This is a genomic window from Pannonibacter sp. I15F10I1 (assembly GCF_900185665.1).
Taxonomy (GTDB): domain Bacteria; phylum Pseudomonadota; class Alphaproteobacteria; order Rhizobiales; family Stappiaceae; genus Pannonibacter; species Pannonibacter indicus.
In genome coordinates this window covers 95,461-119,671 of record NZ_FYAN01000029.1, presented here as the reverse complement: position 1 = coordinate 119,671, position 24,211 = coordinate 95,461, and the positions used below count along the sequence as shown (strand labels likewise).

The following is a 24,211-nucleotide window of genomic DNA, read 5'->3' as shown; positions in this document are numbered from 1 at the left end:
GAATGAATTTCTCCGAAATTTTCATCAGGCGGCCAGTGCTGGCGGTAGTGGTCAACGTGTTGATCCTGCTGATGGGCGCGCAGGGCATCCTGAACATGTCCATCCGCCAGTACCCGAAGATCGACGAAACGGTGATCACCGTGACGACGGCCTTCGTCGGTGCCAGTGCGGACCTCATTCAGGGCTTCATCACCACGCCCATCGCCAAGGCTGTCGCCTCGGCGGAAAACGTGGACTATGTGTCGTCCAAAAGTACCCTCGGCGTGTCGACCGTCACGGTCAACATGAAGCTGAATTCTGACCCGGACAAGGCACTGACGGAGGTCATCTCCAAGGTGCAGCAGGTCCGTGGCCAGCTTCCCACGGAAGCCCTGGATCCGGTGATCCAGAAGGGTACCGGCCAGTCCTTCGCCATCATGTATCTGACGGTGCTGTCGGACGTGATGTCGCCGCAGGAAATCACCGAGTTCACCTCCCGCGTGATCCAGCCGCAGCTTTCGATTGTCGAGGGCGTGGCGGATGCACAGATCCTGGGTGAGCAGACCTTCTCGATGCGTATCTGGATCGATCCCATCAAGCTCGCCGCCCGCAATGTGACGGCAGCGGAGGTGCTTTCGGCCATCCAGAGCGCAAACTTCCTGTCGGCTCCCGGCAAGACGGAAAACGAATACGTCGCCTATCAGATCGAGACCAGGACCACGCTGCAGACGCCGGAAGCCTTCGGCGCCCTGCCAATCCGCTCCGATGGCATCGATGTGGTGCGCCTGCGTGACGTGGCCCGCACGGAACTCGGCTCGAAGAGCACGGATGTGCGCGTGTCCTTCAACGGTCAGGGCGGTGTGTTCCTCGGCATCATGCCGACACCCTCCGCCAACCCGCTGGATACGGCACAGGGCATCCGCGATGCACTGCCGAAGCTGCAGGAAAACCTGCCTGAGGGCATGTCGGTCGTGATCACCTATGACTCGACCCAGTTCATCAGCGCCTCGATCACCGAAGTGTTCAAGACCATCGGCGAAGCCGTGGTCATCGTGATTCTGGTGATCCTGCTGTTCCTCGGGTCCTTCCGCTCGGTGATCATTCCGATTGTGACCATCCCCTTGTCGCTCATCGGTGTGTGTTTCTTCCTCTGGGCGCTGGGTTATTCGCTCAACACCCTGACGCTGCTGGCCATGGTGCTCGCCATCGGCCTCGTGGTGGATGACGCCATCGTGGTGGTGGAGAACATCCACCGGCATCTGGAGGAGGGCCTCAAGCCCATTCCGGCGGCAATCATCGGCATGAAGGAAATCTTCGGGCCGGTGGTGGCCATGACGATCACGCTGGGCGCCGTGTATGCTCCCATCGGCTTTGCCCAGGGGCTGACCGGGGCGCTGTTCCGCGAATTTGCCTTCACGCTGGCCGGTGCCGTGTTCATCTCAGGCTTCGTCGCGGTAACGCTGTCGCCAATGATGTCCTCGCGCCTGCTGACGGCGGACCAGAGCCGCTTCCAGAAGTTCGTGGACCGGATCTTCTCGCGGCTCACCGTCTGGTATGGACGCCGCCTCAAGGCGACGTTCAACTACAAGCCGGTGACGCTGCTCGTTGTCATCGGTCTGATGGGCCTGACGGGCTTCATGTTCGTCAAGATCTCCTCCGAGCTTGCTCCGGAAGAAGATCAGGGCGCGCTGTTCTCGCTTGTGACGGCTCCGCAATACGCAACCTCCGACTACACCGAGCTCTACACGAACCAGTTCTATGAACTGACCGATGATGCGCCGGGTGTGGACACGCGGTTCCAGATCGTCGGTTTCGGCGGCACCAACAGCGCGTTTGCGATCTGGGTGCTGAAGCCCTGGGGTGAGCGTGAACAGTCGCAGAAGGAGATCCAGCAGATCGTCCAGGCGGGCCTGCAGAAGTCTGCGGGTGTGGAAGCCTTCGTCTTCGCGCCGGAATCGCTTCCGGGCGGCGGCGGTGGCCTGCCGATCCAGTACGTCCTTCAGACCACCGGCACCGCCGAACAGGTCTATGAAGTGGCGGAACAGGTGAAGCAGCGTGCCATCGCCTCGGGCCAGTTCATCGTGGTGCAGAACTCGATGTCCTTCGAAAAGCCCCGGACCACGGTCACCATCGACCGCGACCGTGCAGCTGCTCTGGGTGTGCCGGTTTCGACCATTGGTCAGACCCTCAACATCCTTGTGGGTGATGCCCAGGTTGCCAAGTTCGACCGTGATGGCCGCGCTTACGAAATCATCCCGCAGGTGGAAAAGCAGTTCCGCATGAACCCGGAACGGCTGGGCGAACTCTATGTCCGCTCGGCGAGCGGGGCGATGGTGCCGCTGTCCTCCGTGGTGAAGATCGAGACCAATGCAACGGCCGTGGCCGAAGAGCAGTTCAACCAGCTCTATTCGGCAACGCTCTCTGCCCTGCCGATGCCGGGCGTGACCACGGGTGACGGCCTTGCGACCCTGCAGCAGATTGCCCGCGAGGAAATGCCGGAAGGCTTCTTCGAGGACTATGCCGGCCAGTCGCGCCTTGAGGTGAACGAAGGCAACACCATCATCATGGCCTTTGGCCTCGCCATCATCGTGATCTATCTCGTGCTGGCGGCCCAGTTCGAAAGCTTCCGCGATCCCTTCATCATCATGATGTCGGTGCCGCTGTCGATTTTCGGTGCCGTGGTGCCGCTGTTCATGGGGGCGGGAACGCTCAACATCTACACGCAGGTGGGCATGATCACGCTTGTGGGCCTGATCACCAAGCACGGCATTCTCATGGTCGAGTTTGCCAATGCCCAGCGTGAGCAGCACGGCCTGAGCAAGCAGGATGCGATGATCGAAGCAGCGCGTGAGCGTCTGCGCCCGATCCTCATGACCACAGGCGCCATGGTGCTGGGCGTCCTTCCGCTCGTCATGTCGGAAGGTGCCGGCGCTGCGGCCCGCTACTCGATCGGTCTGGTGATCAGCACGGGCCTTGCGGTCGGCACGCTCTTCACCCTGTTCGTCGTGCCGATGTTCTACATGTACATCGGCCACGGCGACCACAAGAAGACGGACGAGGACGATGAGGTGCCGGCAGCCGGTCACCACAAGCCGGCAGGCCATGGCAATGCCCATGGCGCAGGCGAAGACCCGGCAACGGCCTGATCTGAGCCTCAAGGCTTGAATGATGGAACGCCGCCCCCCACAAAGGGGCGGCGTTCCCGCTTGTCCTGCAAGCCACCAGACCCCTGCCCAATCAGGATGACGCCATGGCCAAATACGAATTCCGCATGCAGCGCCTGTTTGTGGAGGCTGCGCTTGCCCCGGATGCAGAAATTGCCGCAGACAAGACCCAGGCCAATTACCTTCTGAACGTACTGCGGCTCGCAGAGGGCGATGAGGTTTTGCTGTTCAACGGCCGGGACGGCGAATGGCGCGCGCGCCTGAAGCTGCCCAGCCGCAAGAGCGTCCTGCTTTGCCCGCATGAGCAGACGCGGCCGCAGCCGTCCTCTGACGGCCTCGTTTATCTCTTCGCGCCGTTGAAGCACGCCCGCCTCGACTACATGGTGCAGAAGGCGGTGGAGATGGGAGCGGCGCGGCTGGTGCCGGTCATCACCGCGCACACCCAGGCGGCCCGCGTCAACACCGAACGCATGACCGCCAATGTGATCGAGGCTGCCGAGCAATGCGGCATCCTAGGCCTTGCCACGGTCGAGGAGCCCCGGGCTCTGGCTGCCGTGCTGGCGGACTGGACGGCGCGGGAAGGGGAGCGGCGCATCATCTTCTGCGACGAAAGCGATGATGGTGCCAACCCGCTGCAATTGCTCGCCGTCCTCAGGGACGAAGGGGGTGCCGCTGTGCCGCCAGCTGTCCTGATCGGCCCGGAAGGCGGCTTTTCGGCAGCCGAACGCGCGCAGCTCAAGAGCCTTCCCTTCGTCACCGCCATTCCGCTTGGACCGCGGATTCTGCGCGCCGACACGGCCGCAGTGGCCGCGCTGGCGATTGTTCAATCGGTAATTGGCGATTGGTAACCCCATTCATCAAACAAGTTTGATTGTGTGGCGCGCAGGCCCCCGGTAATGTGCGCGCCGATCTCAAGTTTGAAAGACGACGCATGGCCCGCGATACCGTTGATTCCACCCCGATTTCGGGCGCCCGTGAACTCGCTGAACATCTGGAGTCGGGCTGCAAGCCGGAAGACGGCTTCCGCCTTGGCACCGAGCACGAGAAGTTTCCCTTCTACAAGGCGGACTTCTCTCCGGTTCCCTATGAGGGGCCGCGCGGCATCGAGGCCCTGCTGACGGGCATGGAGACCATGCTGGGCTGGGAGCGCATCTCGGACCGTGACAAGATCATCGGTCTTGCCGATCCGGTTGCTGGCGGCGCTATTTCCATCGAGCCGGGCGGACAGTTCGAGCTGTCGGGTGCGCCGCTCGACAGCCTGCACCAGACCTGCCGCGAGACCCATGCGCATCTGGCGCAGCTGCGCGAGATTGCCGAACCGCTCGGCATCGGCTTCCTGGGCCTCGGCTTCACGCCGGACTGGCGGCGGGACCAGATCCCGGTCATGCCCAAGTCGCGCTATGCGATCATGACCAACTACATGCCGAAGGTCGGCTCGCTCGGCCTCGACATGATGTACCGCACCTGCACCATTCAGGTGAATCTCGACTTCTCCAGCGAAGCCGACATGGTGAAGAAGCTGCGCGTCAGTCTGGCGCTGCAGCCGGTGGCCACCGCCATCTTCGGCAATTCGCCCTTCACGGAAGGCAAGGTGAATGGCTTCCAGTCGTTCCGCGCCGAAATCTGGAAGGACACGGACGCCGACCGCACCGGGCCGATGCCTTTTGCCTTCGAGGACGGCTTCGGCTTTGAAGCCTACGTGAACTGGGGCATCGACGTGCCGATGTATTTCGTCAAGCGCGGCGATACCTATCACGATGCGACGGACACCACCTTCCGCCAGTTCATGAACGGGGCGCTGAAGGACCGGCTGCCGGATGGGCTGCCGACCATCGGTGACTGGAACAACCACCTGTCCACCCTGTTCCCGGACGTGCGCCTGAAGAAATATCTGGAGATGCGCGGCGCCGATGGCGGCCCCTGGCGCAAGATCTGCGCGCTGCCCGCGCTCTGGGTGGGCCTGCTCTATGACAAGGGCATCCTTGAGGACGCCTGGCAGATGGTGAAAGACTGGACGGCGGAAGAGCGCCTTGCCTTGCGCAACGGTGTGCCCATCCATGGTCTTCAGACGCCGTTCCGCAAGGGCAAGGTGCTGGATCTCGCCCGCCAGATGACGGCCCTGTCGCTGGAAGGCCTGAAGCGCCGCGCCCGCCTCAATGACGGCGGCCAGGACGAGCGGGTGCATCTGGCAACCGTGGAAGAGACACTTGCCCTCGGCATTTCCCCGGCAGACCAGATGCTGGCGAAGTTCCACGGCGAATGGCAGGGCGATGTGACCCGCGCTTATGCGGATTACGCCTACTGACAAGGCCCGTTTGACCGGCCCGGACTTCAACTCCCTGTTGATGGACGGGCCGGGCGGGGCTCAGGCGCAACGCGCCATTTGACGTCTGCCGCCGTTGCGCGGATCATGGGGAAGGCTCACGATCCGGTGCGAGGCATTATGAACGGCATGGCAGGACATCCCTTCTCCTTCGATCCCGCACAGGTTGTCGATGCTGTGCGCCAGCAGTTCGGCCTCAACGAGGCGGATGTGGCCCGGGCCATGGGGGCGCTGATCCCCACCGCCTTCACCGGCCTGAAGCATACGACGGCCGCGCCCAACGCGTTCCAGTCCTTCATGAGCTTCCTGCAGGGACAAGCGCCGTCCGTGATGGCCGAGCCCTTCTCGGCGGCGCCCGTGCCCTGGTTCTATGGCTCCGATCCGCTGCAGAAGGCGGTGGCATCGCAGATCTCGGCTTTCACGGGCGTGCAGCAGGAGGCCGTGGCCGCGCTCATGCCCGTTGCCGCAACGCTGGCGCTTGGGAATGTGGCCCGGCCTTTCCTGCAAGGGCAGGCGCGAGATTTGCTGGATGCCTTCATGGCCGGTTATGCCCGCGGCCGCCCGAAGCCCATGCCGGGTGTGGCGATGATGGCGGGCTATGGCGAAGCGGTGCAGTCGTTCTGGTCGGGCTTCTTCGGTTCCGCCGCCGATGCGGCCGGCAAGGCGGCCAGCTTCTGGGGAATGCCAACGGCAGGGCAGGCCAGCAGCGCGCAGCCTGCGCCGACTCCAGTCGCGCCCGAGGCTCCAGCCCGCCCGGCGGCGGCACGAAAGCCTGAACCGGCTCCTGCCCCCGAAAGCGTACCCGAGCCGGAGGCGGCCGCACAGGCGCCGGTGCCGGGTGCATCCATTGTTGAAGACTGGCTGTCCGCCGGGCGCGCCTTTCAGGAAAACCACATGAAGGCGATCGAAGGCCTGTTCGAGCGTTTCGGCCCCTCTGCCTTGCCGGGCCGGGCGTGAGATAAAAAAGGCCCGCCGGGGGAGGCGGGCCAGGTATTGTCGGCAAGGCAATCGCCGACGGGGTAGGGCGATGGACCAGACCTCAAAGCCTGCGCGGGGGGACGGCGGCAGGCGAGATCCCGTCCATCAGTCTCAGGCAGCCATTTGCGGGCCTGCGTTGGATGCTGCAAAGACCGGTGCGGCCTTCTGAGGCTGCGGGATCAGCACGATGCTGGCCGGAACCTGTGCCTGCGGTGCCTGTGCATTGCTCCGGGAGGCCTTGGTCAGGGCAAACGACGGATCACGGAAGAAGGGCGCCGCAAGTGCTTCGCGAACATCCCCCCTTGTCAGCCCGATATCTGCGAGCTGAGCATCTGTGAGGTCATTGAGTTTGCCCGCCTGATGGCGGTTACGCAGCACGCGCCATGCTCGCGCTGCGATACCGGCGATGCGGTGGATCAGCTGCGTCTTGAGCGGGGCGTACATGGCGTCAAACTCCTTCGTCTCCGGGAGGCCTCGCTCCCGTCATGGTCTGTCATATTCTTCCGGTCGAGCTCAGTAGTTTTACGCTCTTCCGATAGAGGGACCATGTCAGAGCCGCTTGAATTTATCTAACGAATGTTTTTAATGGATTTGATCAATGTTGGTGATGGAAGGGCTGCGGATGCAGGAAAAGTCCTGTATTTCTGCGTCTTCGGCGTCTGTATGGCGAGGGTTTGATGCTCGATCTCGATCAATTGCGCACATTTGTGGCCATCGCCGAATATGGCAGCTTCACCCGCGCGGCGGAGATGGTGCACAAGACCCAGTCCGCCGTGTCCATGCAGATGCGGCGGCTGGAGGAGAGAATCGGCCGCCCCATCTTCATGCGCGAGGGGCGCCTGTCGCGTCTCACCGAAGAGGGGGAGAAGCTGCTGCACTATGCCCGCCGTCTGGTGCAGTTGAATGACGAGACGCTGGCCGCCTTCGACGAAACCGAAGTGCAGGGCATGGTGCGGCTGGGCACGCCGGATGATTATGCCGACCGTTTCCTGCCGGAAATTCTGGCGCGGTTCTCCCGCTCCAATCCCAAGGCCGAGGTCAGCGTGGTCTGTGCCCCGACCGCCAATCTCATTGACCTCGTTGTCGCCAATGAGCTGGATGTGGCGATCATCACCCACGTGGAAAAGCCCGGCGGTCAACGCGACGAGGTGATCCGGCGCGAGCCGCTGCTCTGGGTCACGTCAGCCCGCCATGCGGTGGAAAACGAGGACGTGCTGCCGCTGGCCCTTGGCCGTGCCACCTGCGGCTGGCGGCGTGCGGCGCTTCTGGCGCTGCGCTCGGTCGGGCGGGAGCACCGGCTGCTTTATTCCAGCTGGAACTCCACCGCCGTCGGTGCTGCCGTTCTGGCGGGGCTGGCGGTCTCGGTGCTGCCCGAATCGGCTCTGCGTCCCGGCATGAGGGTGTTGGCGGAAGCTGATGGCTTTCCCAAGCTGCCGGAGTGCGAGATTGCCGTCATGCGCTCCTGGCACCAGCATTCCCGTGTCACGGAAGCGCTGGTGGAACACATCATCTCGTCTCTCGACAACCTGTCGGTGCCGCAGGCGGCGGAATAGATCTGCCGCTTACCGGCTGCGCAGCATGATCACATTGCCCGCAATGACGAGGACGAGGCCGAGCAGGGCAGCGAAGGTCCAGACATAGCCTTCAAAGATGGTGGAAACCGTCAGCGCCACCACGGGGAAGATGACCGTGGAATAGCCCGCCCGCGCCGGACCGATACGGCCGAGCAGCGTCAGGTAGGAGGCAAAGGCCAGCACGGAGGCGATGATCGACAGATAGGCGAGGCTGCCGAGATAGGTGAGTGTCGGCTCCACCGCGAAACTGTCGCCGCGCAGCAGGCTGAAGGTGCCGAGCAGCGCCGCGCCATAGATCATGCCCCAGGTGGTGGCCGACGTGATGCTGATGCCCGCCGTCTGGTTGGACGAGGACACCATGTTGCCGAGGCAGAAGGACAGGGTGCCAGCCGTGCACAGGGCAAGGCCCTTCAGCGCATCAAGGTTCAGTTCAGCGCCTGCAATCTGCGGCCAGAACATCAGGGCAATGCCGGAAAAGCCGATGAGCCCGGCGCCCAGAATGATCAGCTTCGGCCTCTGCCGGAACAGCACCACGCCGAGAATCAGATTGAAGACGGAAGCCAGCGAGAACACCACTGCCAGCAGGCCGGAGGGCAGATATTTGGCGCCATAATAGAACAGGGTGAAGTTGGTGGAGAAGATGAAGAGCCCGAGCGCGGCAAAGCGCAGATGGGTGCGGAGCGGAAAGGCGAGCCTTTGCCTGCGGATCAGGCTCCAGCCCAGCATCACCGATGCGGCGAGCACGAAGCGCCAGAAGACGGAAACTTCGGGGGCCACATTCGCCACCTGCCCCTTCATGGCGATCCAGCTGAAGCCCCAGGAAAAGACGGTGAGGCCATAAAGGCCAAGGTCCTTCGAGGTCAGCGGGGAGGCGGGGGCGGCAATCCGGCTTTCAGCCATCGTCATCTCATGTCTCTCTTCTGCCGGGTGTCCGGGCCGGGAGAATGCGCCGTAGACGCGGGAATTTCAAATGATAGTCGTTGAAGCAACCGATCTGGTTTGTGAATGGAACCTGAGGGAAGCTTCAGGTCCTGTGATGCCAGGTTGGCTGATATCCGCCAGAAAGGGCCGCTAGAGACAGCGCCGGGGTGATGACACGAAGGCGAGAGACGGGGCTCGTGGCCGCATATCCGTCCGGGCTCCAGCGCAGCAGGCGGCCTGACTTGAGGGCGAGAAATCCGGCTCCGTCCGTCAGCATGGTGCCATCCGGCAGGGACGTGAGAGCCGCGCCATCAGCAGGCTTGCCCTGCCAGCGCGGGCCGCGCTCGGGTGCCAGCTGCCGGTCCATCCAGTCCGCGCCGGGCACGGCCTCAAGGCCAAGATGCCGGGCCGCCGCCGTGGCATAGGCCTGCGCCTCTGCCCGTCTGCATTCAAAGCAGGGCCGGTGCCCGGCAGCAAGAGCCGTCACCTCATCCAGGAAGAACAGTTCCGTATAGCCCGCTCCCATCACCTGACGGCGGCGGTTCTTGAAGGAGAGGACGCAGCAGATCCAGCGGCGGGAGGCCTGATGCCGCTGGATGGTCTGCGTGGCCGGATCGTGCAGCCGTCCGCCCCGGTTGCCCATCAGCAGGCCCCGGCAAGGGTGAGAGACGAGCTCTCCATCGGGCCAGACCCGGTTCTGCAACGGCATCGTCGTGTTCTCCATTCAAAGGGAGGGCGGCGGACAGTGCGCCGTCTTCCCTTGACTAAGACAGCGATACTGCCACATTCGCCAGCGCTGCCGATATCTGCCGGAGACCCCATGCACGTTCTTGTCATCGAAAACTATCCGCTCACGCATCACGGCCAGGTTGGCCGCGCCCTTCAGGATGCGGGGGCCGAAGTGACCGTGGTGAAGGCCTTCGAGGGGGAGCCGGTGCCGCAGCGCGCTGAGCATTTCTCCGGCCTTGCCGTCTTTGGCGGCGGGCAGAACGCGCTGGATGACGAGGGCTCGCCCTTTCTGCCGCAGATCTGTGATTTGATCCGCGACTTTCACGAGGAGCAGAGGCCGGTGCTGGGCATCTGCCTTGGCTCGCAGCTCGTTGCCCGGGCCTTCGGCGGGCGCAACATCATCGGCAGGCCCATCGAGTTCGGCTGGCATGACGTGACGCCAACCGATGCGGGCAAGGCGGATCCGGTGCTGTCGGCGCTGGGGGAGGGTGCGCCGCTGTTCCACTGGCACAATGACACGTTTGATCTGCCCGAAGGCGCGGTGCATCTGGCCACAAGCGCCCAGACACGTCATCAGGCCTTCCGCATGGGCGCGGCGACCTATGGCATCCAGTTCCATTTCGAGGCGGCCGAGCCCGAAGTGCGCGACTGGTCGCGGGATTTCGCCGGCATGATCGCCGAGAATACTCCGGATTGGGCGCAGCGGCTGGAAGCCGAGATTGCCCGGCACGCGCCCCGTGCCGATGCCACCGGCGCCCGCCTTGCCGCCAACTGGGTCCGCCTGCTCAGGTGAGGCGGACCCGGCCGGGCTGTCAGCGCCAGCGGTCGGCGAAGTCCGCGGGCAGCAGCAGGTTGTGGCGGCCCAGATCCTTGACGTTGCGCTCGCCGCAAAGCGCCATGGTGATGTCCAGCTCCTTGTGGATCACCTCAAGGGCCCGCGTCACCCCGGCCTCGCCCATGGCGCCCAGACCGTAGACAAAGGCGCGGCCGATCATGGTGCCCTTGGCGCCGAGGGCCAGCGCCTTCAGCACGTCCTGACCGGAGCGGATGCCGCTGTCGAGATGGACCTCGATCTTGTCCCCCACCGCATCCATGATCTTCGGCAGGGTCCGGATGGAGCTGAGGGCGCCGTCGAGCTGGCGGCCGCCGTGGTTGGACACGACGATGGCATCGGCCCCCACATCCAGTGCCTTCTTCGCATCTTCCGCATCGAGAATGCCCTTGAGGATCACCGGGCCGTCCCACCACTTGCGGAACTCGCGGATGCGGTCCCAGTCCAGCGACGGGTCGAAGGATTCCGCCGTCCAGGTGCTGAGTGAGGAGGGATTGGTCACGCCCTTGGCATGGCCGACGATGTTGCCGAAGAAGCGCCGTTTGGTCTGCAGCATTTCCAGGCCCCAGGGTACCTTGGTGGCCAGGTTCAGGATCGAGGAGGGCGTCAGCTTTGGGGGCGCGCTGAGCCCGTTCTTCAGGTCTTTGTGGCGCTGGCCCAGCACCTGCAGATCGACAGTGATCACCAGCGCCGAGCATTTGGCCGCCTTGGCGCGGTCAAACAGGCGGCGCATGAAATCGTCGTCCTTCAGGGTATAGACCTGAAACCAGAACGGCTTGCTGGTGTGCTCGGCCACGTCCTCGATGGAACAGATCGACATGGTGGACAGGGTGAAGGGCACACCGAATTTTTCGGCCGCGCGCGCGGCCTTGATCTCGCCGTCGGCAGACTGCATGCCGCAGAGCCCGACCGGGGCCAGCGCCACGGGCATGGTGCAGTCCTGCCCAGCCATCTGCGATGCGGTGCTGCGGCCTGCCATGTCGACAGCCACACGCTGGCGCAGGCGGATCTCGTCAAAGTCCGAGGAGTTCTCGCGGAATGTCTGCCCGGTCCAGCTGCCGGTCTCCGCATAGTCGTAGAACATCCGTGGCACACGGCGCTTGTACAGCCGCTTGAGGTCTTCGATCTCGGTAATGATGGGCATGCTTTCAGATCCTTCCCAAGGTGGCGGGACTTCGGTCCGGGTTTCACGTCTGGCGGGCGGCCGCCGGTTTGGCTGATGATTTGGCTGTTGATTTGGCCTTGGCGCGCCGGGGTTTCGGCAGGCTGGCAATGCGCTGATCAAGCCTGAGGTTCGACAGGGCGCTGCGGGCGCCTTCCTGCCCGGCCTCCGTCAGCGCGCGGCGCACAAAGGCAATGTGTGCTTCTGCGGCCTGCCGCGCGCCTTCGCTGTCGCCGGCGGTCACCTTGGCGAGGATGGTCCGGTGCTGGTCCAGCAGCGCCTCGCGGGCGCCGGGATGGCGGAAGAGCTTTTGCTGGCTGAAGTAGACGCCGGTTTCCAGCAGGCGGTAGCAGGCCCTGAGCGTGTGCAGCAGGATCATGTTATGGGCAGCTTCACCGATCGCCTGATGAAACTCCACATCGAGGCGTGCCTCGGCTTCATGGTCTTCCGCTTCGAAGGCCGCGGCCATGGCTTCGACAATGCGCGTCAGCAGGGCGTGATCGGCAGCGGTGGACCTTGCCGCTGCCTTGGCTGCTGCAAGGCCTTCAATGTCGCTGCGGAAGTCGAGATAGTCCTCGATAGCGGCAGGATGGCGGGCGATGAGATCCACCAGCGCTTCAGAAAACACCGAACCGGTCAGGTCGGCCACATAGGTGCCGCCGCCCTGGCGGCTCACCACAAGCCCGCGCTCTTCCAGCGTCTTCAGGGCCTCACGCAGGATCGGCCGCGACACATCCACCAGATCCACCAGCTCCCGCTCGGGCGGCAGCCGGTCGGCCGGGCGCAGCACGCCATTGAGGATCAGAAGCTCGATCTGATCCACCACGGCATCGGCGGTACGGGCATGATTGACCTTGGCGAACATGCGGCATTCCTTTCTCTTGCGATAATTGGTCAAATTTTTTGTCCAATTGCAAGTTCTACCTTTGCATGAGCCCTTACATTGTGTCGCAGCTTGCCTCCGTCGCAATTTTGCGCATGACAGATGCGAGGATCCTGCGCCACTTTGAGGCAGGAAGACGGGGGCGAGAATGAACGCGGACGCAAACACGCAGCAGACCGGTGGCTTGCTGCCATTCGGCAAGCATCACCTGAGGGCGGCCGTGCTGGGCGAGCTTCATGCCCGCCCGTTCCGCGCGCTGGAAAGCCCGCGCATCCTGCTGCATTACGCCTTCACCTGTGATTCTCAGGCCATTCGGGATGACCGGATCTGGTTTGCCGATCTCTGCCGCAGCCAGGGCGTCAAGGGGCCGGGGGAGAGCGACCGCTCGCATGTTCTGCCGATGGCGGGTGGCTCCTTGCGCTGGGAGCAGCATTCGGAATTCATCACCTACACCTTTGACGTGGTACCGGATGGCGGGCATCCCTTCGGGCGGATTCCCGCCGGTCATCCCTTCGGATCGGGCTTCCGGGCTCCGGGGCCGATGCTGGTGGCGGCAAGGCTGGATGTCGTGCCGGAAAATGGTCACGACGAGGCTGCGCTTGCCCGGTGGTTCGACCGGGCAAGCCTGGCCGCCCTCCAATCCGAGGAGGGGCGGGCCGTCGCCATGACTGATTTCCGGCAGGACGGCGAGGGGCTGACGCGTATTCTGCTCATCGACAGGGGCATGGCGCCCAGCCAGACCGGCGCGCTGGCGCAGCGTCTCATCGAGGTGGAAACCTACCGCACGCTCGCACTGCTTGGCCTGCCCATGGCCACGGAGCTCTCGCCGGATGTCCGGCGGATCGAGGAGGAGCTTGTGCAGCTGACCGGGGAGATGCGCGGGGCGTCGGACATGGACAGCAACCGCCACCTGCTGGAGCGTCTCTCCGATCTGGCGGCGGATCTGGAGGCGGGCGCGGCCGCCAGCGCCTACCGCTTCGGGGCGAGCCGTGCCTATCACAGCATTCTCAAGGCACGGCTGGAGACCATCGAGGAAGCCCCGGTTCCTGGCTATCTCGGGCTGGCTTCCTTTCTCGCACGCCGGATTGCCCCGGCCATGCGCACCATCGAGTCGGTGGAGAACCGGCAGATCAACCTGTCACGCAAACTTGCCCGCGCCACGACGCTGCTGCGCACGCGGGTGGATGTGGACATGGAACGCCAGAACCGGGATCTGCTCGATTCCATGAACCGCCGCGCCCGGCTGCAACTGCGCCTGCAACAGACGGTGGAGGGGCTCTCGGTGGCCGCCGTCAGCTACTATGTGGTGGGGCTGGTGGGCTATCTCGCCAAGGGCCTGAAGGAAGCGGGTGTGCCCATGCCCGATCCGGGACTGGTCTCGGGGATGTCGGTGCCGCTGGTGCTGCTCGCCGTCTGGTGGACCGTCCGCCGCATCCGGGCGCATCACACGGATACAGGGGAGCCGCATTGAGGGGGTGGAGTTAGACCGTGTCCCCTCCGTCGTCATACCGGACGAAGCGAAGCGGAGATCCGGTACCGGTGAGCCGAGGTGCTTCGGCTCTCTTCCTTCGTTCAACCAACTTGCACCCCGGCTCACCGGTCCCGGCTCGCGCTGCGCTTGGCCGGGATGACGATCGAGAGGTCCTGAGCTGCATGAAAACGCAAAAGGCCGGGCGCTGGGCCCGGCCTTGCAAGTCCGCAGATACGGATCACTTGGTTGAACCGTCCTCGTTAAACTGGTTCATGTAGGCGATCACGTCGAGGACTTCCTGATCTTTCTTGAGACCGGCAAAAGCCATCTTCGTCTTTGGGATCAAGCCTTTCGGGTTGGCCAGATAGGTGTGCAGGGTCTCTGCGTCCCACACCTTGCCACCGGCACCGAACTCGGTCATGGCCGGAGAGTATTTGAACTCGGCAATCGCGGCGACCGGGCGCCCGACGATGCCGTTCAGTTCCGGCCCGACCTTGTTCTTGGCACTCGCGCCAACTTCATGGCAGGCCATGCACTTCTTGAAGACCTTTTCGCCCGCAGCGGCATCGCCGTCTGCACGTGCCCCCGTCGCCGCAGCAGCCAGCATGGCTGCAGCAAGCACTACATATTTCATCGCGTTTCTCCCTCAGTCACGGCCGCCAAGCCGGTCACAGAGAAGATATTCTACTCTTTTCAAGCTGCAAGCGGGTGCGTCACTGTGGCTCATACGCAGAGCTACGCCGTCAGCCCGCCGCGCGCTCCATGCTGCCGAGCCAGCCGGACAGGCCCTCGTCCCAATAGGGCTGCGGGCCGTAGAGCTGGGCCAGAAAGTCGATGAAAACCCGCACCTTGGCCGGCAGGAAGCGCCGGGTGGGATAGACCGCATGCAGGCCCACGTCCTTGGAGGCGCGGTATTGGGGCAGGACGATCTGCAGCTTGCCTTCGCGCAGTTCCGGTCCCACGTCCCAGGTGGAGCGCAGCGCAATGCCGACGCCGGCCAGCACCGCTTCGCGCACCACCTCGCTGGAATTGGTGCGCAAGGGAGCGTCCGTCTTGACGATTTCCAGGCCACGCGGCCCCATCAGCCGCCAGGGGTCCTGCGCGGCGGCGGCAACCCGGACGTGGTTCTCGACGAGATCATCGATGCTCTTCGGCTCGCCATGCCGCTCGATATAGGACGGGGCGGCGCAGAGTACCCGGTGCACGGGCGCAAGGCGCCGGGCAACGAGGCTGGAGTCGGACAGTTCGGCAATACGGATGGCGAGATCATAGCCGTCACCGACGATGTCGACGAACTCATCCGACAGGTCGAGGCTGACATAAAGGTCCGGATTGGCTTCTAGGAAGCGGGCGAGATAAGGCGCCACGTGCATGCGGCCGAAGGATGTGGGCGCGCTGACCTTCAGCGTGCCGCGCGCCTGCGCCGATCCCCGTGTCACAAAGGTTTCGGCTTCCTCGACCGAGGCAAGAATGGCGAGAACCCGGTCATAGAAGCCATGGCCAGCCTCTGTCAGGGCAATCTGCCGGGTGGTGCGTTGCAGAAGGCGGGTGCCGAGCTTGTCTTCCAGCCGGCGGATGCGTTTCGACACGACGGCAGGGGAAAGCCCCATCTCCCGTCCTGCGGCCGACATGCTGCCGGCTGTGACGACCCGGGCGAAGATTTCCATATCGGTCAGATTGCTCATTTTATTCCCGCCGGAAAGAGAGCTAGTAAGGGACCGGATATTCCGCTTGCGCCGGTTTTTTGCCAGACTGCCTTTCCGTAAGGCTGACAGAAGGCATTTCCGGGGCGGTGGAGCCGGTCCGTTTGCTGTCTTACGGGCAGGAGGGCAAGAATGGATCACATTTTTGCCGGAGAGGAGAGAAAATGGCCGGACTTGCCATGCCGCAGCCGGATGGCGCCGTTCTGGCGCGCCGGGCGGAGATCGTTTCCGCGCTTCAGGCCATCGTGCCGGGAGAGGGTGTGATCGCCGATGACACCGGCATGCGCCCCTATGAGACCGATGCGCTGACCGCCTACCGGCAGATGCCGCTGATCGTCGTGCTGCCGGAAACGGTGGAGCAGGTCGCGGCCGTCCTGCGCTACTGCTATGACAACGGCGTCAAGGTGGTGCCGCGCGGGGCCGGCACCTCGCTCTCCGGCGGTGCGCTGCCGGTGGCCGATGGCGTGCTCATGTCGATGATGAAGTTCAACCGCATCCTCGACATCGACTTTCCCAACCGTGCCGTCACTGTCCAGCCCGGCGTGACCAACCTCGGCATCACCCGCGCCGTGGAGCACGAGGGCTTCTATTACGCGCCGGACCCGTCCTCGCAGATCGCCTGTTCCATCGGCGGCAACATCGCGGAGAATTCCGGCGGCGTGCACAGCCTGAAATATGGCCTCACCACCAACAACGTGCTGGGCCTCGAAATGGTGCTGGTGACCGGTGAGGTCATCCGGCTTGGCGGCAAGCATCTGGATGCGGAAGGCTATGATCTCCTGGCCATGATGACCGGCTCCGAAGGACTGCTGGGCGTCGTGACGGAAGTCACCGTTCGCATCCTGCAGAAGCCGGAAACGGCCCGCGCCGCGCTGGTCGGCTTCTCTGCTACCGAAGATGCCGGACGCTGCGTGGCCGATATCATCGCCGCAGGCATCATCCCCGGCGGGCTGGAGATGATGGACAAGCTGGCGCTGGAAGCGGCGGAGGATTTCGTCCATGCCGGTTATCCGCGCGAGGCCGAGGCGCTGCTGATCGTGGAGCTGGACGGGCCGGAGGCGGAGGTGGACTATCTGCTGGCCCGCGTGGAGGAAATCGCCCGCGCCAACAACTCCGGCTATCTGCGCGTTTCGACGAGCGAAGAGGAGCGGCTGGTGTTCTGGGCCGGGCGCAAGGCGGCTTTCCCGGCGGTGGGGCGCATTTCGCCGGACTATCTGTGCATGGACGGCACCATTCCCCGGCGCGAGCTGCCGCGTGTGCTGGCCGGCATGCGGGCGCTGTCGGAAAAGCACGGGCTCAGGGTCGCCAACGTCTTCCACGCCGGGGACGGCAATCTGCATCCGCTGATCCTTTATGATGCCAATTTGCCGGGCGAACTGGAGGCTGCCGAGGCCTTCGGCGCCGACATCCTGCGGCTTTGCGTCGAGGTGGGCGGCGTGCTGACCGGTGAGCATGGCGTCGGCATCGAAAAGCGCGACCTGATGCCGGAGATGTTCTCCGAGGATGACCTGCGCCAGCAGCAGAGGGTCAAATGCGCCTTTGACGAGCGCCAGCTTCTCAATCCCGGCAAGGTCTTCCCCGTGCTGCACCGCTGCGCCGAGCTTGGCCGCATGCATGTGCACAAGGGGCAGATGCCCTTCCCGGACATTCCGCGTTTCTGAGCAGGTGGAACAGATGACCCCAGACCAGACCACCTTGGCTCCCGGTGCCGCTGCGCTGAAGGCCGTGCGGCCGCGCAATGCAGGAGAATTACGCGACCTTGTGGCCCATGCGGCTGCCGAGGATCTGCCGCTTGAAATCATCGGGCAGGGCTCCAAGCGCGCGCTGGGCCGCCCGGTGCAGGCTGGACTTGTGGCCGACCTGTCGGCCCTGTCCGGCATCCTCGTCTATGAGCCTGCCGAACTGGTGCTGACCGCGCTGGCGGGCACGCCGCTGGCGGAGATCGAGGCGGCGGTGGCCGCAGCTGGGCAGGAGCTCTCTTTCGAGCCCATGGATTATGGCCCGCTGCTGGGCGGCGTTTCCGCGCAAGGGACCCTGGGCGGAGCACTGGCTGCCAATCTCTCCGGCCCCCGCCGCATCAAGGCGGGCGCTGCCCGTGATCACGTGCTGGGACTGGAGGCTGTCTCCGGGCGCGGCGAGATCTTCCGGGCCGGCGGCAAGGTGGTGAAGAACGTCACGGGTTACGATCTGCCGCGTGCGCTCTGCGGCTCCTGGGGCACGCTGGCGCTGTCCACCGAACTGACGCTCAAGGTCAATCCACGGGCGGAAACCAGCGTGAGCCTGTTGATCGAGGGGCTGGACGATGCCACGGCGGTTGCCGCCCTCTGCCGGGCGATGGGAACGCCTGCCGAAGTGTCGGCGGCGGCGCATCTGCCTGAAGGCCTGTTTGTAAGGCTGGGCCTTGCCGGACAGGACCGGGGCCGGGCGGTGACGCTGATCCGGCTGGAGGGCTTCGGCCCCTCTGTCGATTACCGTTTTGCCGCGCTGTCCCGCCTGCTGGCTGAGGTCCTGCCGGGCGGGGCTGCCGTGGAGCGGCTGGAGGATTCAGCCTCCCGTGCCGCCTGGGCCGCGATCCGCGATTGCCAGCCTTTTGCGGGCGGCAGCCTGCCGGTCTGGCGCGTGTCGCTGCCGCCAGCTTCGGGGGCAAGATATCTCGCCAGCCTGAAGCAGAGCATTCCGGTGGAAGCCTTCTATGACTGGAGCGGCGGGCTGGTCTGGCTGCAGTGCCTTGATGGCAATCTGCATGACGTGCCCATCCGTGACGCTCTGGCGGACCACGGCGGCGGCCATGCCATGCTGGTGCGGGCGGATGCTGGCGCGCGCTCCAGCGTGCCTGTGTTCGAGCCGCAGGAGCCTGCGCTTGCGGCGCTGTCGCGCCGGCTCAAGGCCCAGTTCGATCCCAAAGGCATTCTCAATCCCGGCCGTATCGCGCCGGATCTGTGACCCTTGACCCTCAGGTGACGTATGCAGACGAATTTCACCGCCGAACAGCTCGCAGATCCGCATGTGGCCGAATCGGAGAAGATTCTGCGCAAATGCGTGCATTGCGGCTTCTGCACGGCCACTTGCCCCACCTTTACCCTGCTGGGTGATGAGCTGGATAGCCCGCGCGGGCGCATCTACATGATCAAGGACATGCTGGAGAACGGCCGTCCGGCAGACGAGCAGATCGTGCGCCACGTGGATCGCTGCCTGTCGTGCCTGTCCTGCATGACCACCTGTCCGTCTGGCGTGAACTACATGCATCTGGTGGATCATGCCCGCGCCCATATCGAGCAGACTTGGCGCCGCCCGCTGGCCGACCGGCTGATCCGCTCGCTGCTGGCCGCTGTCCTGCCCTATCCCGGCCGCTTCCGGCTGGCGCTGGTGGGGGCCTATATGGGCCGCCCGCTGGCAGGCGCTTTCAAGGCGCTGGGCGGTCCCTTTGCCAAGCTGGGCGCGATGCTGTCGCTTGCTCCGTCCAAGGCACCGGGGCGTGGCCTTTATGAGGCGCCGGGCAACTTCCAGCCGCAGGCGGCGGCGAAGAAGGGCCGGGTTGCCCTGCTGAACGGCTGTGCCCAGCCGGTGCTTGCCCCATCCATCAACGATGCCACCATCCGCCTGCTGACGCGCGCCGGATATGAGGTGGTTCTGCCCAAGGGCGAAGGCTGCTGCGGTGCGCTGGTGCATCACATGGGCCGGGAAGAGGATGCGCTCGCCGACGCCCGGCGCAATGTGGATGTGTGGATGCGCGAGGCGGATGGCGAGGGGCTCGACGCCATCCTCATCACCGCCTCCGGCTGCGGCACGACGATCAAGGACTATGGCTTCATGCTGCGCAACGACCCGGCCTATGCGGAGCGGGCGGCGCAGGTGTCCGGTCTTGCAAAGGACATCACCGAGTTTCTGACCGGGCTGGATCTGGGCGCGCCGGTGCGTCCCGGCGGGCTGACCATCGCCTATCACTCCGCCTGTTCCATGCAGCACGGGCAGAAGATCACCCGCCAGCCGAAGAACCTGCTGAAGGCCGCAGGCTTCACCGTGAAGGATGTGCCGGAGGGACATCTGTGCTGCGGTTCGGCCGGCACCTACAACATTCTCCAGCCCGAAATCGCCACGCGCCTCAGGGACCGCAAGGTCGCCAACATCCGCAAGACGATGCCGGATCTGGTCGCCACCGGCAACATCGGCTGCATGACGCAGATCGGAACCGGGATCGATATACCCGTGGTGCATACGGCGGAACTGCTGGACTGGGCCTATGGCGGGCCCTGTCCGGAAGTGCTGCAGGAAAAGGCGGCAGCTGCCACGCACTGATACCAACTCTCGATGAGCTTGACTCATCGAGAGTTGGTCAAGCCCGTGCGGCGCTTGAGCAATTTCGAGGCGTGATGCGTCAGCATCGAAAGCCTTGGTATGAGCCGGCTCAGCTTCCCGGAAGGCCGAGCTGGATCGGCGTGCGGTCCTTTTCCGCTGGCGGCGGCGTCTCGCCTGCAAGGCGGAGCGTGCGTTCCAGCAGCATTTCATAGATCGGCCGCCCGTTCAGCGCATGGGCGGCGAGCGTTGCGGCGGCGCAGGTGACGAGCACCGGCAGCAGCAGCGGATAGGCGCCCGTCAGCTCCAGAACAAGGACGACAGCCACCAGCGGCGCCCGCACCGAAGCGGCAAAGAAGCCGCCCATCGCGGCAATGGCAAATGCCTGTGCCGGGAGATCCGCGCCGGGAAGCAGCTGGCTTGCCACAACGCCGAAGGCAAGGCCCGCACAGGTGGCGATGGAGAGCATCGGCGCGAAGATGCCCCCCGGCACACCGATGCTGTAGGACACCAGCGCCCCGGCAAAACGCAGCGCAGTCAGCAGCAGAAGCAGGCCAAGGCCCAGATGATCGGCCGTGACGAAGCTGACCAGCTGATCGCCGCCTCCCGTTGCAAGCGGAAAGGCAATCAGCAGGGCGCCGGTCAGGCCGCCCGCAGCAACAGGCGGCAGCCACCAGAGCCGTTTCGGCAGTTTCTGGATGGCGTCGAGACTGGCGAGGACGGCGCTGTTGAAGCCGGTGCCAAGCGCACCCAGCAGCGCGCCGAGCAGGATGAACAGCGGAAAGCTCAGAACGGGCAGGGCACTGGTGTCGATCTCCAGCGCCGGGCGGGTGCCCAGAAGGCCTTCCACCGTGAGGCCGCTGGCGATGCTGGCGAGGATCACCCCCATATAGGTGCGGTAGCCATAGGGGAACTGGCGGCGGGTTTCTTCCACGATGAAGAGGATGGCAGCGAGCGGGGCAGAAAAGGCGGCGGCAAGACCGGCCGCAGCGCCTGCCGCGAGCAATCCGCGCCGGTCATCTGCGGTAAAGCCCAGGCCTTGCGAAATACCTGCGGCGGCGGCGGCCGACATGTGGATCGTCGGGCCTTCCCGCCCAAGAACGAGCCCGGAGGACAGCGCTAGCAAACCGCCGGTGAACTTTGCCGCCAGCACGCGGACCCAGCGCATGGGCCGCAAGCCCTCCATGGCGCCTTCCACTTCCTGAATGCCGCTGCCGGCGGCTTCCGGCGCGATGCGGCGCACGATCAGGGCGGCAAGAAGTGCGGCAAGGGCGGAGATGGCGGCCGTCATGAGGCCCGAGAGCAGCGGGGCCGTCACCGCCAGGCGCAGATCGCGGTACAGGCTGGAGAGGGCATCCACGCCAAGATGAAAGGCCGTGCCAGCCAGCCCGCCGGAGATGCCCGCAGCAACGGCTGCCAGCAGATAGACCGCGCCCGCATGGGGAGCGGCAGAGCGCCGGGATCTGGAGAAGGGGAACATGGCCGGGATCTTTCGCGTCAAACGGCAGCAGCCCCGTTCCCGGGGCTGCGCCGCCAGATCAGATGACGATCACCGTCGCACCGACGCCGACGCGCTCGTAAAGGTCGGTCACGTCCTCGTTGCGCATGCGGATACAGCCGGAGGACACCGCATGGCCGATGCTCCAGGGCTCGTTCGAGCCGTGAATGCGGTAGAGCGAAGAGCCCAGATAGAGCGCCCGGGCGCCCAGCGGGTTGTTCGGCCCGCCCGCCATGAAGGTGGGCAGTTCCGGGCGGCGCTTGCGCATGGAAGCCGGCGGGCGCCAGTCCGGCCATTCCGCCTTGCGGGTGACCTTGTGGGTGCCGGCCCACTCAAAGCCCGGCTTGCCGACGCCAATGCCATAGCGGCGTGCTGTCCCGCCCGCCTGCACCAGATAGAGATAGCGGGTGTTGGTATCCACCACGATGGTGCCCGGCTTGTGGGGGCCGGTGTAGTCCACCACGGCAGGCAGGAATTTCGGGTCGATCTGACGGGTGGCCTGCGGTGCCTTGCGGGCAGGCTCGGCATGGGCCAGCTGCACGGGGGCAGGCTGCCTGCTGCTGAAGGAGAACCAGCTCTGCTGCGGCGGTTGCGGCCTTGGCGGCTGAATGCCATGGGGGCGCAGCTGCAGCAGCCAGGGTTCTGCCAGATCCGGGCTCAGGATCACCGGCGGCGGGGTGGCACGGCCGGCACTCTGGGCCATGGCGCTTGGTGTGGCCGCGGGCACCAGTGCAAGGGCACTGAGAAGCCCGGCGGCAGTCAGGGTCCGTATCCGCTTCATTGGCGTTACTCGCAAACAGATAGCCTTCAAGCCGGAGACCGGCATTCGTTCAAATTTTAGGTATCTGACCGCGTGGAAAGGGTGAACGGCGCGCTAACCAGTCCGGCAATCTGGAATCAAGGTAAAGGAGCGGTTTACGGATATGGTGAACGGCTGGTTACCCAGCCTTATGCGAGGGGCCTGATGGCTCAGGGCTGGATCCGCCGCCGGGCGTCCCGCACAACCACCGGCAGCACCTTCTCCGCCTCGGAAGGGGACATGCCGGGCTTGATGCGCGGGTCATAGAGCATGTTCAGGATAAGCTGGTCGAAAACGGTGAAGCGGTTGTGGCGCGAGCTGTCATTGAAGACCGAATGCACCAGCCGGTCATCATCATTCATGGGGCCGAGCCCCTGCAGCAGCTCTTCCACCAGGCAGCGGCGGAACAGGAAGTCGCCCTCATCGGAAACAATGACGGCACGGGAGTTCTTGATGCCCCGGCGCCCGGACTCCACCCGCACAAGGCAGCGGCCCGGCGCATCGGCGGTCATGTCCTTGTAGACCGACTGGCGCACCACGTCCTCATACTGGTGCCGGTCAACGATGTAGACGTCAAAGTTCGGCTCTTCGGTGGCGCTGGCCACCTGGATCGAAATGCCTGCGATCTTGCGGTCCATTTCGGCAATGAAGGCCTCGACTTCGGCCCGGCGGTCCTTGTGCGACAGGCTGAAGATGCGGAACCGGACGGGCTTGGCGAATTTCTTCACCAGGTAGGGCTGCCAGCTCCAGGTGCGGTATTCGAGGCCGAAGACGGTCGCGTTGAAGCCGGTCACAAGTTCCTCTGTGGTGAAGGTATCCGGCTGCGCCACAGCCTTGCCGGCGAGGCTGCCGGCAAGCAGAAGGGCAAGACATGTGATGGAAATGCGCGGCATCTGAAACTGCTTCACCGGGCTGCGGGACCTTCCTGACGCGGCGTTAACCATCCACGCCGGCGGACTTTAATCGTTTGCGCCACAGCTTGAAAACCAAAATCGCATCAAGGACCTGAATCCGTATCATCTGCGCGTTTCAACGGAACCCGGGAACATTTCCTTAAACATCGGCGGATATAAATCAGCCCCAGGATGGGCAATCTCCTACAGTATTTGCGTGATGGCAGGAGCAGTTATGGCGGCGGCAAAACGTGCATTCCGGGTTGAAAGTCTTTTCCGTGATGCGACGGCTGCAGCGCAGCCAGAAAGACTGGAGGAATACCGCCATCAGGAACTGATGGCGGAGATTCGGGCGCTCAAGTCGCTCGTGCAGGGCAACGAGCCTGCAGACAGCAAAACCATCAGCGATCAGGTGCTGAAGGAGTTCCGCAAGGAACTCAATGAAGCTGCCAAGCTGAAGGCTGAACTTGACGCGATCTATGAGGCGATCAACGCCACGAAGAAGGAAATCGCAGCCCTGCACCACACCACCGGGTCGGAAGGTGAGGAGATGGCGCGCGTTTCCAACGAGCTGGATGCCGTTGTCGAGGGCACCGAGGGTGCCACGGAAAGCATTCTGTCCGCAGCCGAGTTCATCGACGAGACCGCCAACACCCTGTCGGCCCGCGTGAGCGGCCATGACCGTGAAATGGCGCAGGATATCCAGGAAAAGGTCATCCTGATTTTTGAAGCCTGTAACTTCCAGGATCTGACCGGCCAGCGCATCACCAAGGTGATCAATACCCTGCGCTTCATTGAAGAGCGCATCATCGACATGATGAACATCTGGGGCGGTATCGAGAGCTTCAACGACTTCGAGGTCAAGATGCGGGCGCAGGCCGAGGGCGACGCCGCTCTGCTCAACGGCCCCTCGCTCAAGTCCGACATGGATGTGGCCACCCAGGACGACATCGACGCCCTGTTCGCCTGATCCTTCCGGGTTTCACAAGATCACAAAGCCGGCCTTCGC

At 64.3% G+C, this 24,211-nt stretch carries 21 protein-coding genes; 11 read left to right on the top strand and 10 right to left on the bottom strand.

Features of this window, described 5'->3' with window-relative positions:
• Positions 1–2 precede the first annotated feature (2 nt).
• The 4 genes from IF10I1_RS21415 to IF10I1_RS21400 all read left to right on the top strand — a co-directional run bounded on the left by IF10I1_RS21415 (position 3) and on the right by IF10I1_RS21400 (position 6,423).
• Positions 3–3,125, top strand: a complete 3,123-nt coding sequence (locus tag IF10I1_RS21415; protein ID WP_186392079.1) for an efflux RND transporter permease subunit — start codon at positions 3–5, stop codon at positions 3,123–3,125.
• Positions 3,126–3,229: 104 nt separating this feature from the next.
• Positions 3,230–3,991 (top strand): 16S rRNA (uracil(1498)-N(3))-methyltransferase, encoded by a 762-nt coding sequence (locus IF10I1_RS21410; RefSeq protein ID WP_164477488.1) that lies wholly within the window; start codon positions 3,230–3,232, stop codon positions 3,989–3,991.
• A gap of 83 nt (positions 3,992–4,074) precedes the next feature.
• A complete protein-coding gene (locus tag IF10I1_RS21405) occupies positions 4,075–5,448 on the top strand; it encodes a glutamate--cysteine ligase (protein ID WP_186392078.1) in 1,374 nt (457 codons plus the stop codon).
• Positions 5,449–5,595: 147 nt separating this feature from the next.
• On the top strand, positions 5,596–6,423 hold the full coding sequence (locus tag IF10I1_RS21400) for a DUF937 domain-containing protein (protein WP_186392077.1): 828 nt from the start codon (positions 5,596–5,598) through the stop codon (positions 6,421–6,423).
• Positions 6,424–6,555: 132 nt separating this feature from the next.
• Here the strand turns inward: IF10I1_RS21400 and IF10I1_RS21395 are convergent, their stop codons facing one another.
• On the bottom strand, positions 6,556–6,888 hold the full coding sequence (locus IF10I1_RS21395; RefSeq protein ID WP_050472050.1) for a DUF1127 domain-containing protein: 333 nt from the start codon (positions 6,886–6,888) through the stop codon (positions 6,556–6,558).
• 233 nt (positions 6,889–7,121) lie between these two features.
• On the opposite strand from IF10I1_RS21395, the gene IF10I1_RS21390 reads away from it, so the two are divergent.
• Positions 7,122–7,997, top strand: a complete 876-nt coding sequence (locus IF10I1_RS21390) for a LysR substrate-binding domain-containing protein (protein WP_050472049.1) — start codon at positions 7,122–7,124, stop codon at positions 7,995–7,997.
• Positions 7,998–8,006: 9 nt separating this feature from the next.
• Here IF10I1_RS21390 and IF10I1_RS21385 read toward each other — a convergent pair whose 3' ends face one another.
• The gene (locus IF10I1_RS21385; protein ID WP_050472048.1) at positions 8,007–8,924 is read right to left on the bottom strand and encodes a DMT family transporter; all 918 of its coding nucleotides are present in this window, start codon (positions 8,922–8,924) and stop codon (positions 8,007–8,009) included.
• A 118-nt stretch (positions 8,925–9,042) separates the two neighbouring features.
• Positions 9,043–9,648: a hypothetical protein gene (locus tag IF10I1_RS21380; protein ID WP_186392076.1), complete on the bottom strand. Its 606-nt coding sequence runs from the start codon at positions 9,646–9,648 to the stop codon at positions 9,043–9,045.
• 111 nt (positions 9,649–9,759) lie between these two features.
• Here IF10I1_RS21380 and IF10I1_RS21375 point away from each other — a divergent pair, with 111 nt between their 5' ends.
• Complete coding sequence (locus IF10I1_RS21375) at positions 9,760–10,461, top strand: type 1 glutamine amidotransferase (RefSeq protein ID WP_186392075.1); 702 nt, start codon at positions 9,760–9,762, stop codon at positions 10,459–10,461.
• A gap of 19 nt (positions 10,462–10,480) precedes the next feature.
• Here IF10I1_RS21375 and IF10I1_RS21370 read toward each other — a convergent pair whose 3' ends face one another.
• The gene (locus IF10I1_RS21370; protein ID WP_050472045.1) at positions 10,481–11,644 is read right to left on the bottom strand and encodes an alpha-hydroxy acid oxidase; all 1,164 of its coding nucleotides are present in this window, start codon (positions 11,642–11,644) and stop codon (positions 10,481–10,483) included.
• A gap of 43 nt (positions 11,645–11,687) precedes the next feature.
• The gene (locus IF10I1_RS21365; protein WP_122519377.1) at positions 11,688–12,527 is read right to left on the bottom strand and encodes a FadR/GntR family transcriptional regulator; all 840 of its coding nucleotides are present in this window, start codon (positions 12,525–12,527) and stop codon (positions 11,688–11,690) included.
• A 166-nt stretch (positions 12,528–12,693) separates the two neighbouring features.
• Here IF10I1_RS21365 and IF10I1_RS21360 point away from each other — a divergent pair, with 166 nt between their 5' ends.
• Complete coding sequence (locus IF10I1_RS21360) at positions 12,694–14,016, top strand: DUF3422 family protein (protein WP_186392074.1); 1,323 nt, start codon at positions 12,694–12,696, stop codon at positions 14,014–14,016.
• Positions 14,017–14,254: 238 nt separating this feature from the next.
• Here IF10I1_RS21360 and IF10I1_RS21355 read toward each other — a convergent pair whose 3' ends face one another.
• Both IF10I1_RS21355 and IF10I1_RS21350 read right to left on the bottom strand, forming a co-directional pair.
• On the bottom strand, positions 14,255–14,650 hold the full coding sequence (locus IF10I1_RS21355) for a cytochrome c family protein (RefSeq protein ID WP_050472042.1): 396 nt from the start codon (positions 14,648–14,650) through the stop codon (positions 14,255–14,257).
• Positions 14,651–14,759: 109 nt separating this feature from the next.
• Positions 14,760–15,701, bottom strand: a complete 942-nt coding sequence (locus tag IF10I1_RS21350) for a LysR family transcriptional regulator (protein ID WP_123193608.1) — start codon at positions 15,699–15,701, stop codon at positions 14,760–14,762.
• Positions 15,702–15,883: 182 nt separating this feature from the next.
• On the opposite strand from IF10I1_RS21350, the gene IF10I1_RS21345 reads away from it, so the two are divergent.
• Genes IF10I1_RS21345 through glcF form a run of 3 tightly spaced genes read left to right on the top strand, consistent with a single transcriptional unit; the run spans position 15,884 to position 20,015 of the window.
• The gene (locus IF10I1_RS21345) at positions 15,884–17,380 is read left to right on the top strand and encodes an FAD-linked oxidase C-terminal domain-containing protein (protein ID WP_050472040.1); all 1,497 of its coding nucleotides are present in this window, start codon (positions 15,884–15,886) and stop codon (positions 17,378–17,380) included.
• A gap of 13 nt (positions 17,381–17,393) precedes the next feature.
• Positions 17,394–18,662, top strand: coding sequence for a glycolate oxidase subunit GlcE (gene glcE / locus IF10I1_RS21340; protein WP_186392073.1), 1,269 nt, complete (start codon positions 17,394–17,396; stop codon positions 18,660–18,662).
• Positions 18,663–18,683: 21 nt separating this feature from the next.
• The gene (glcF, locus tag IF10I1_RS21335; RefSeq protein WP_186392072.1) at positions 18,684–20,015 is read left to right on the top strand and encodes a glycolate oxidase subunit GlcF; all 1,332 of its coding nucleotides are present in this window, start codon (positions 18,684–18,686) and stop codon (positions 20,013–20,015) included.
• 109 nt (positions 20,016–20,124) lie between these two features.
• On the opposite strand, the gene clcA is transcribed toward glcF, so the two are convergent.
• The 3 genes from clcA to IF10I1_RS21320 all read right to left on the bottom strand — a co-directional run bounded on the left by clcA (position 20,125) and on the right by IF10I1_RS21320 (position 23,202).
• Positions 20,125–21,513 carry a H(+)/Cl(-) exchange transporter ClcA gene (gene clcA, locus IF10I1_RS21330; protein ID WP_244284653.1) on the bottom strand — a complete coding sequence of 463 codons (1,389 nt, stop codon included), beginning with the start codon at positions 21,511–21,513 and terminating at the stop codon, positions 20,125–20,127.
• Positions 21,514–21,550: 37 nt separating this feature from the next.
• Complete coding sequence (locus tag IF10I1_RS21325) at positions 21,551–22,291, bottom strand: L,D-transpeptidase (protein WP_050472037.1); 741 nt, start codon at positions 22,289–22,291, stop codon at positions 21,551–21,553.
• 188 nt (positions 22,292–22,479) lie between these two features.
• Entirely contained in the window at positions 22,480–23,202 is a 723-nt protein-coding gene (locus IF10I1_RS21320; RefSeq protein WP_058900507.1) for a DUF2927 domain-containing protein, read from the bottom strand.
• A gap of 235 nt (positions 23,203–23,437) precedes the next feature.
• On the opposite strand from IF10I1_RS21320, the gene IF10I1_RS21315 reads away from it, so the two are divergent.
• Positions 23,438–24,172: a protein phosphatase CheZ gene (locus IF10I1_RS21315; protein WP_050472036.1), complete on the top strand. Its 735-nt coding sequence runs from the start codon at positions 23,438–23,440 to the stop codon at positions 24,170–24,172.
• Positions 24,173–24,211: the final 39 nt, after the last annotated feature.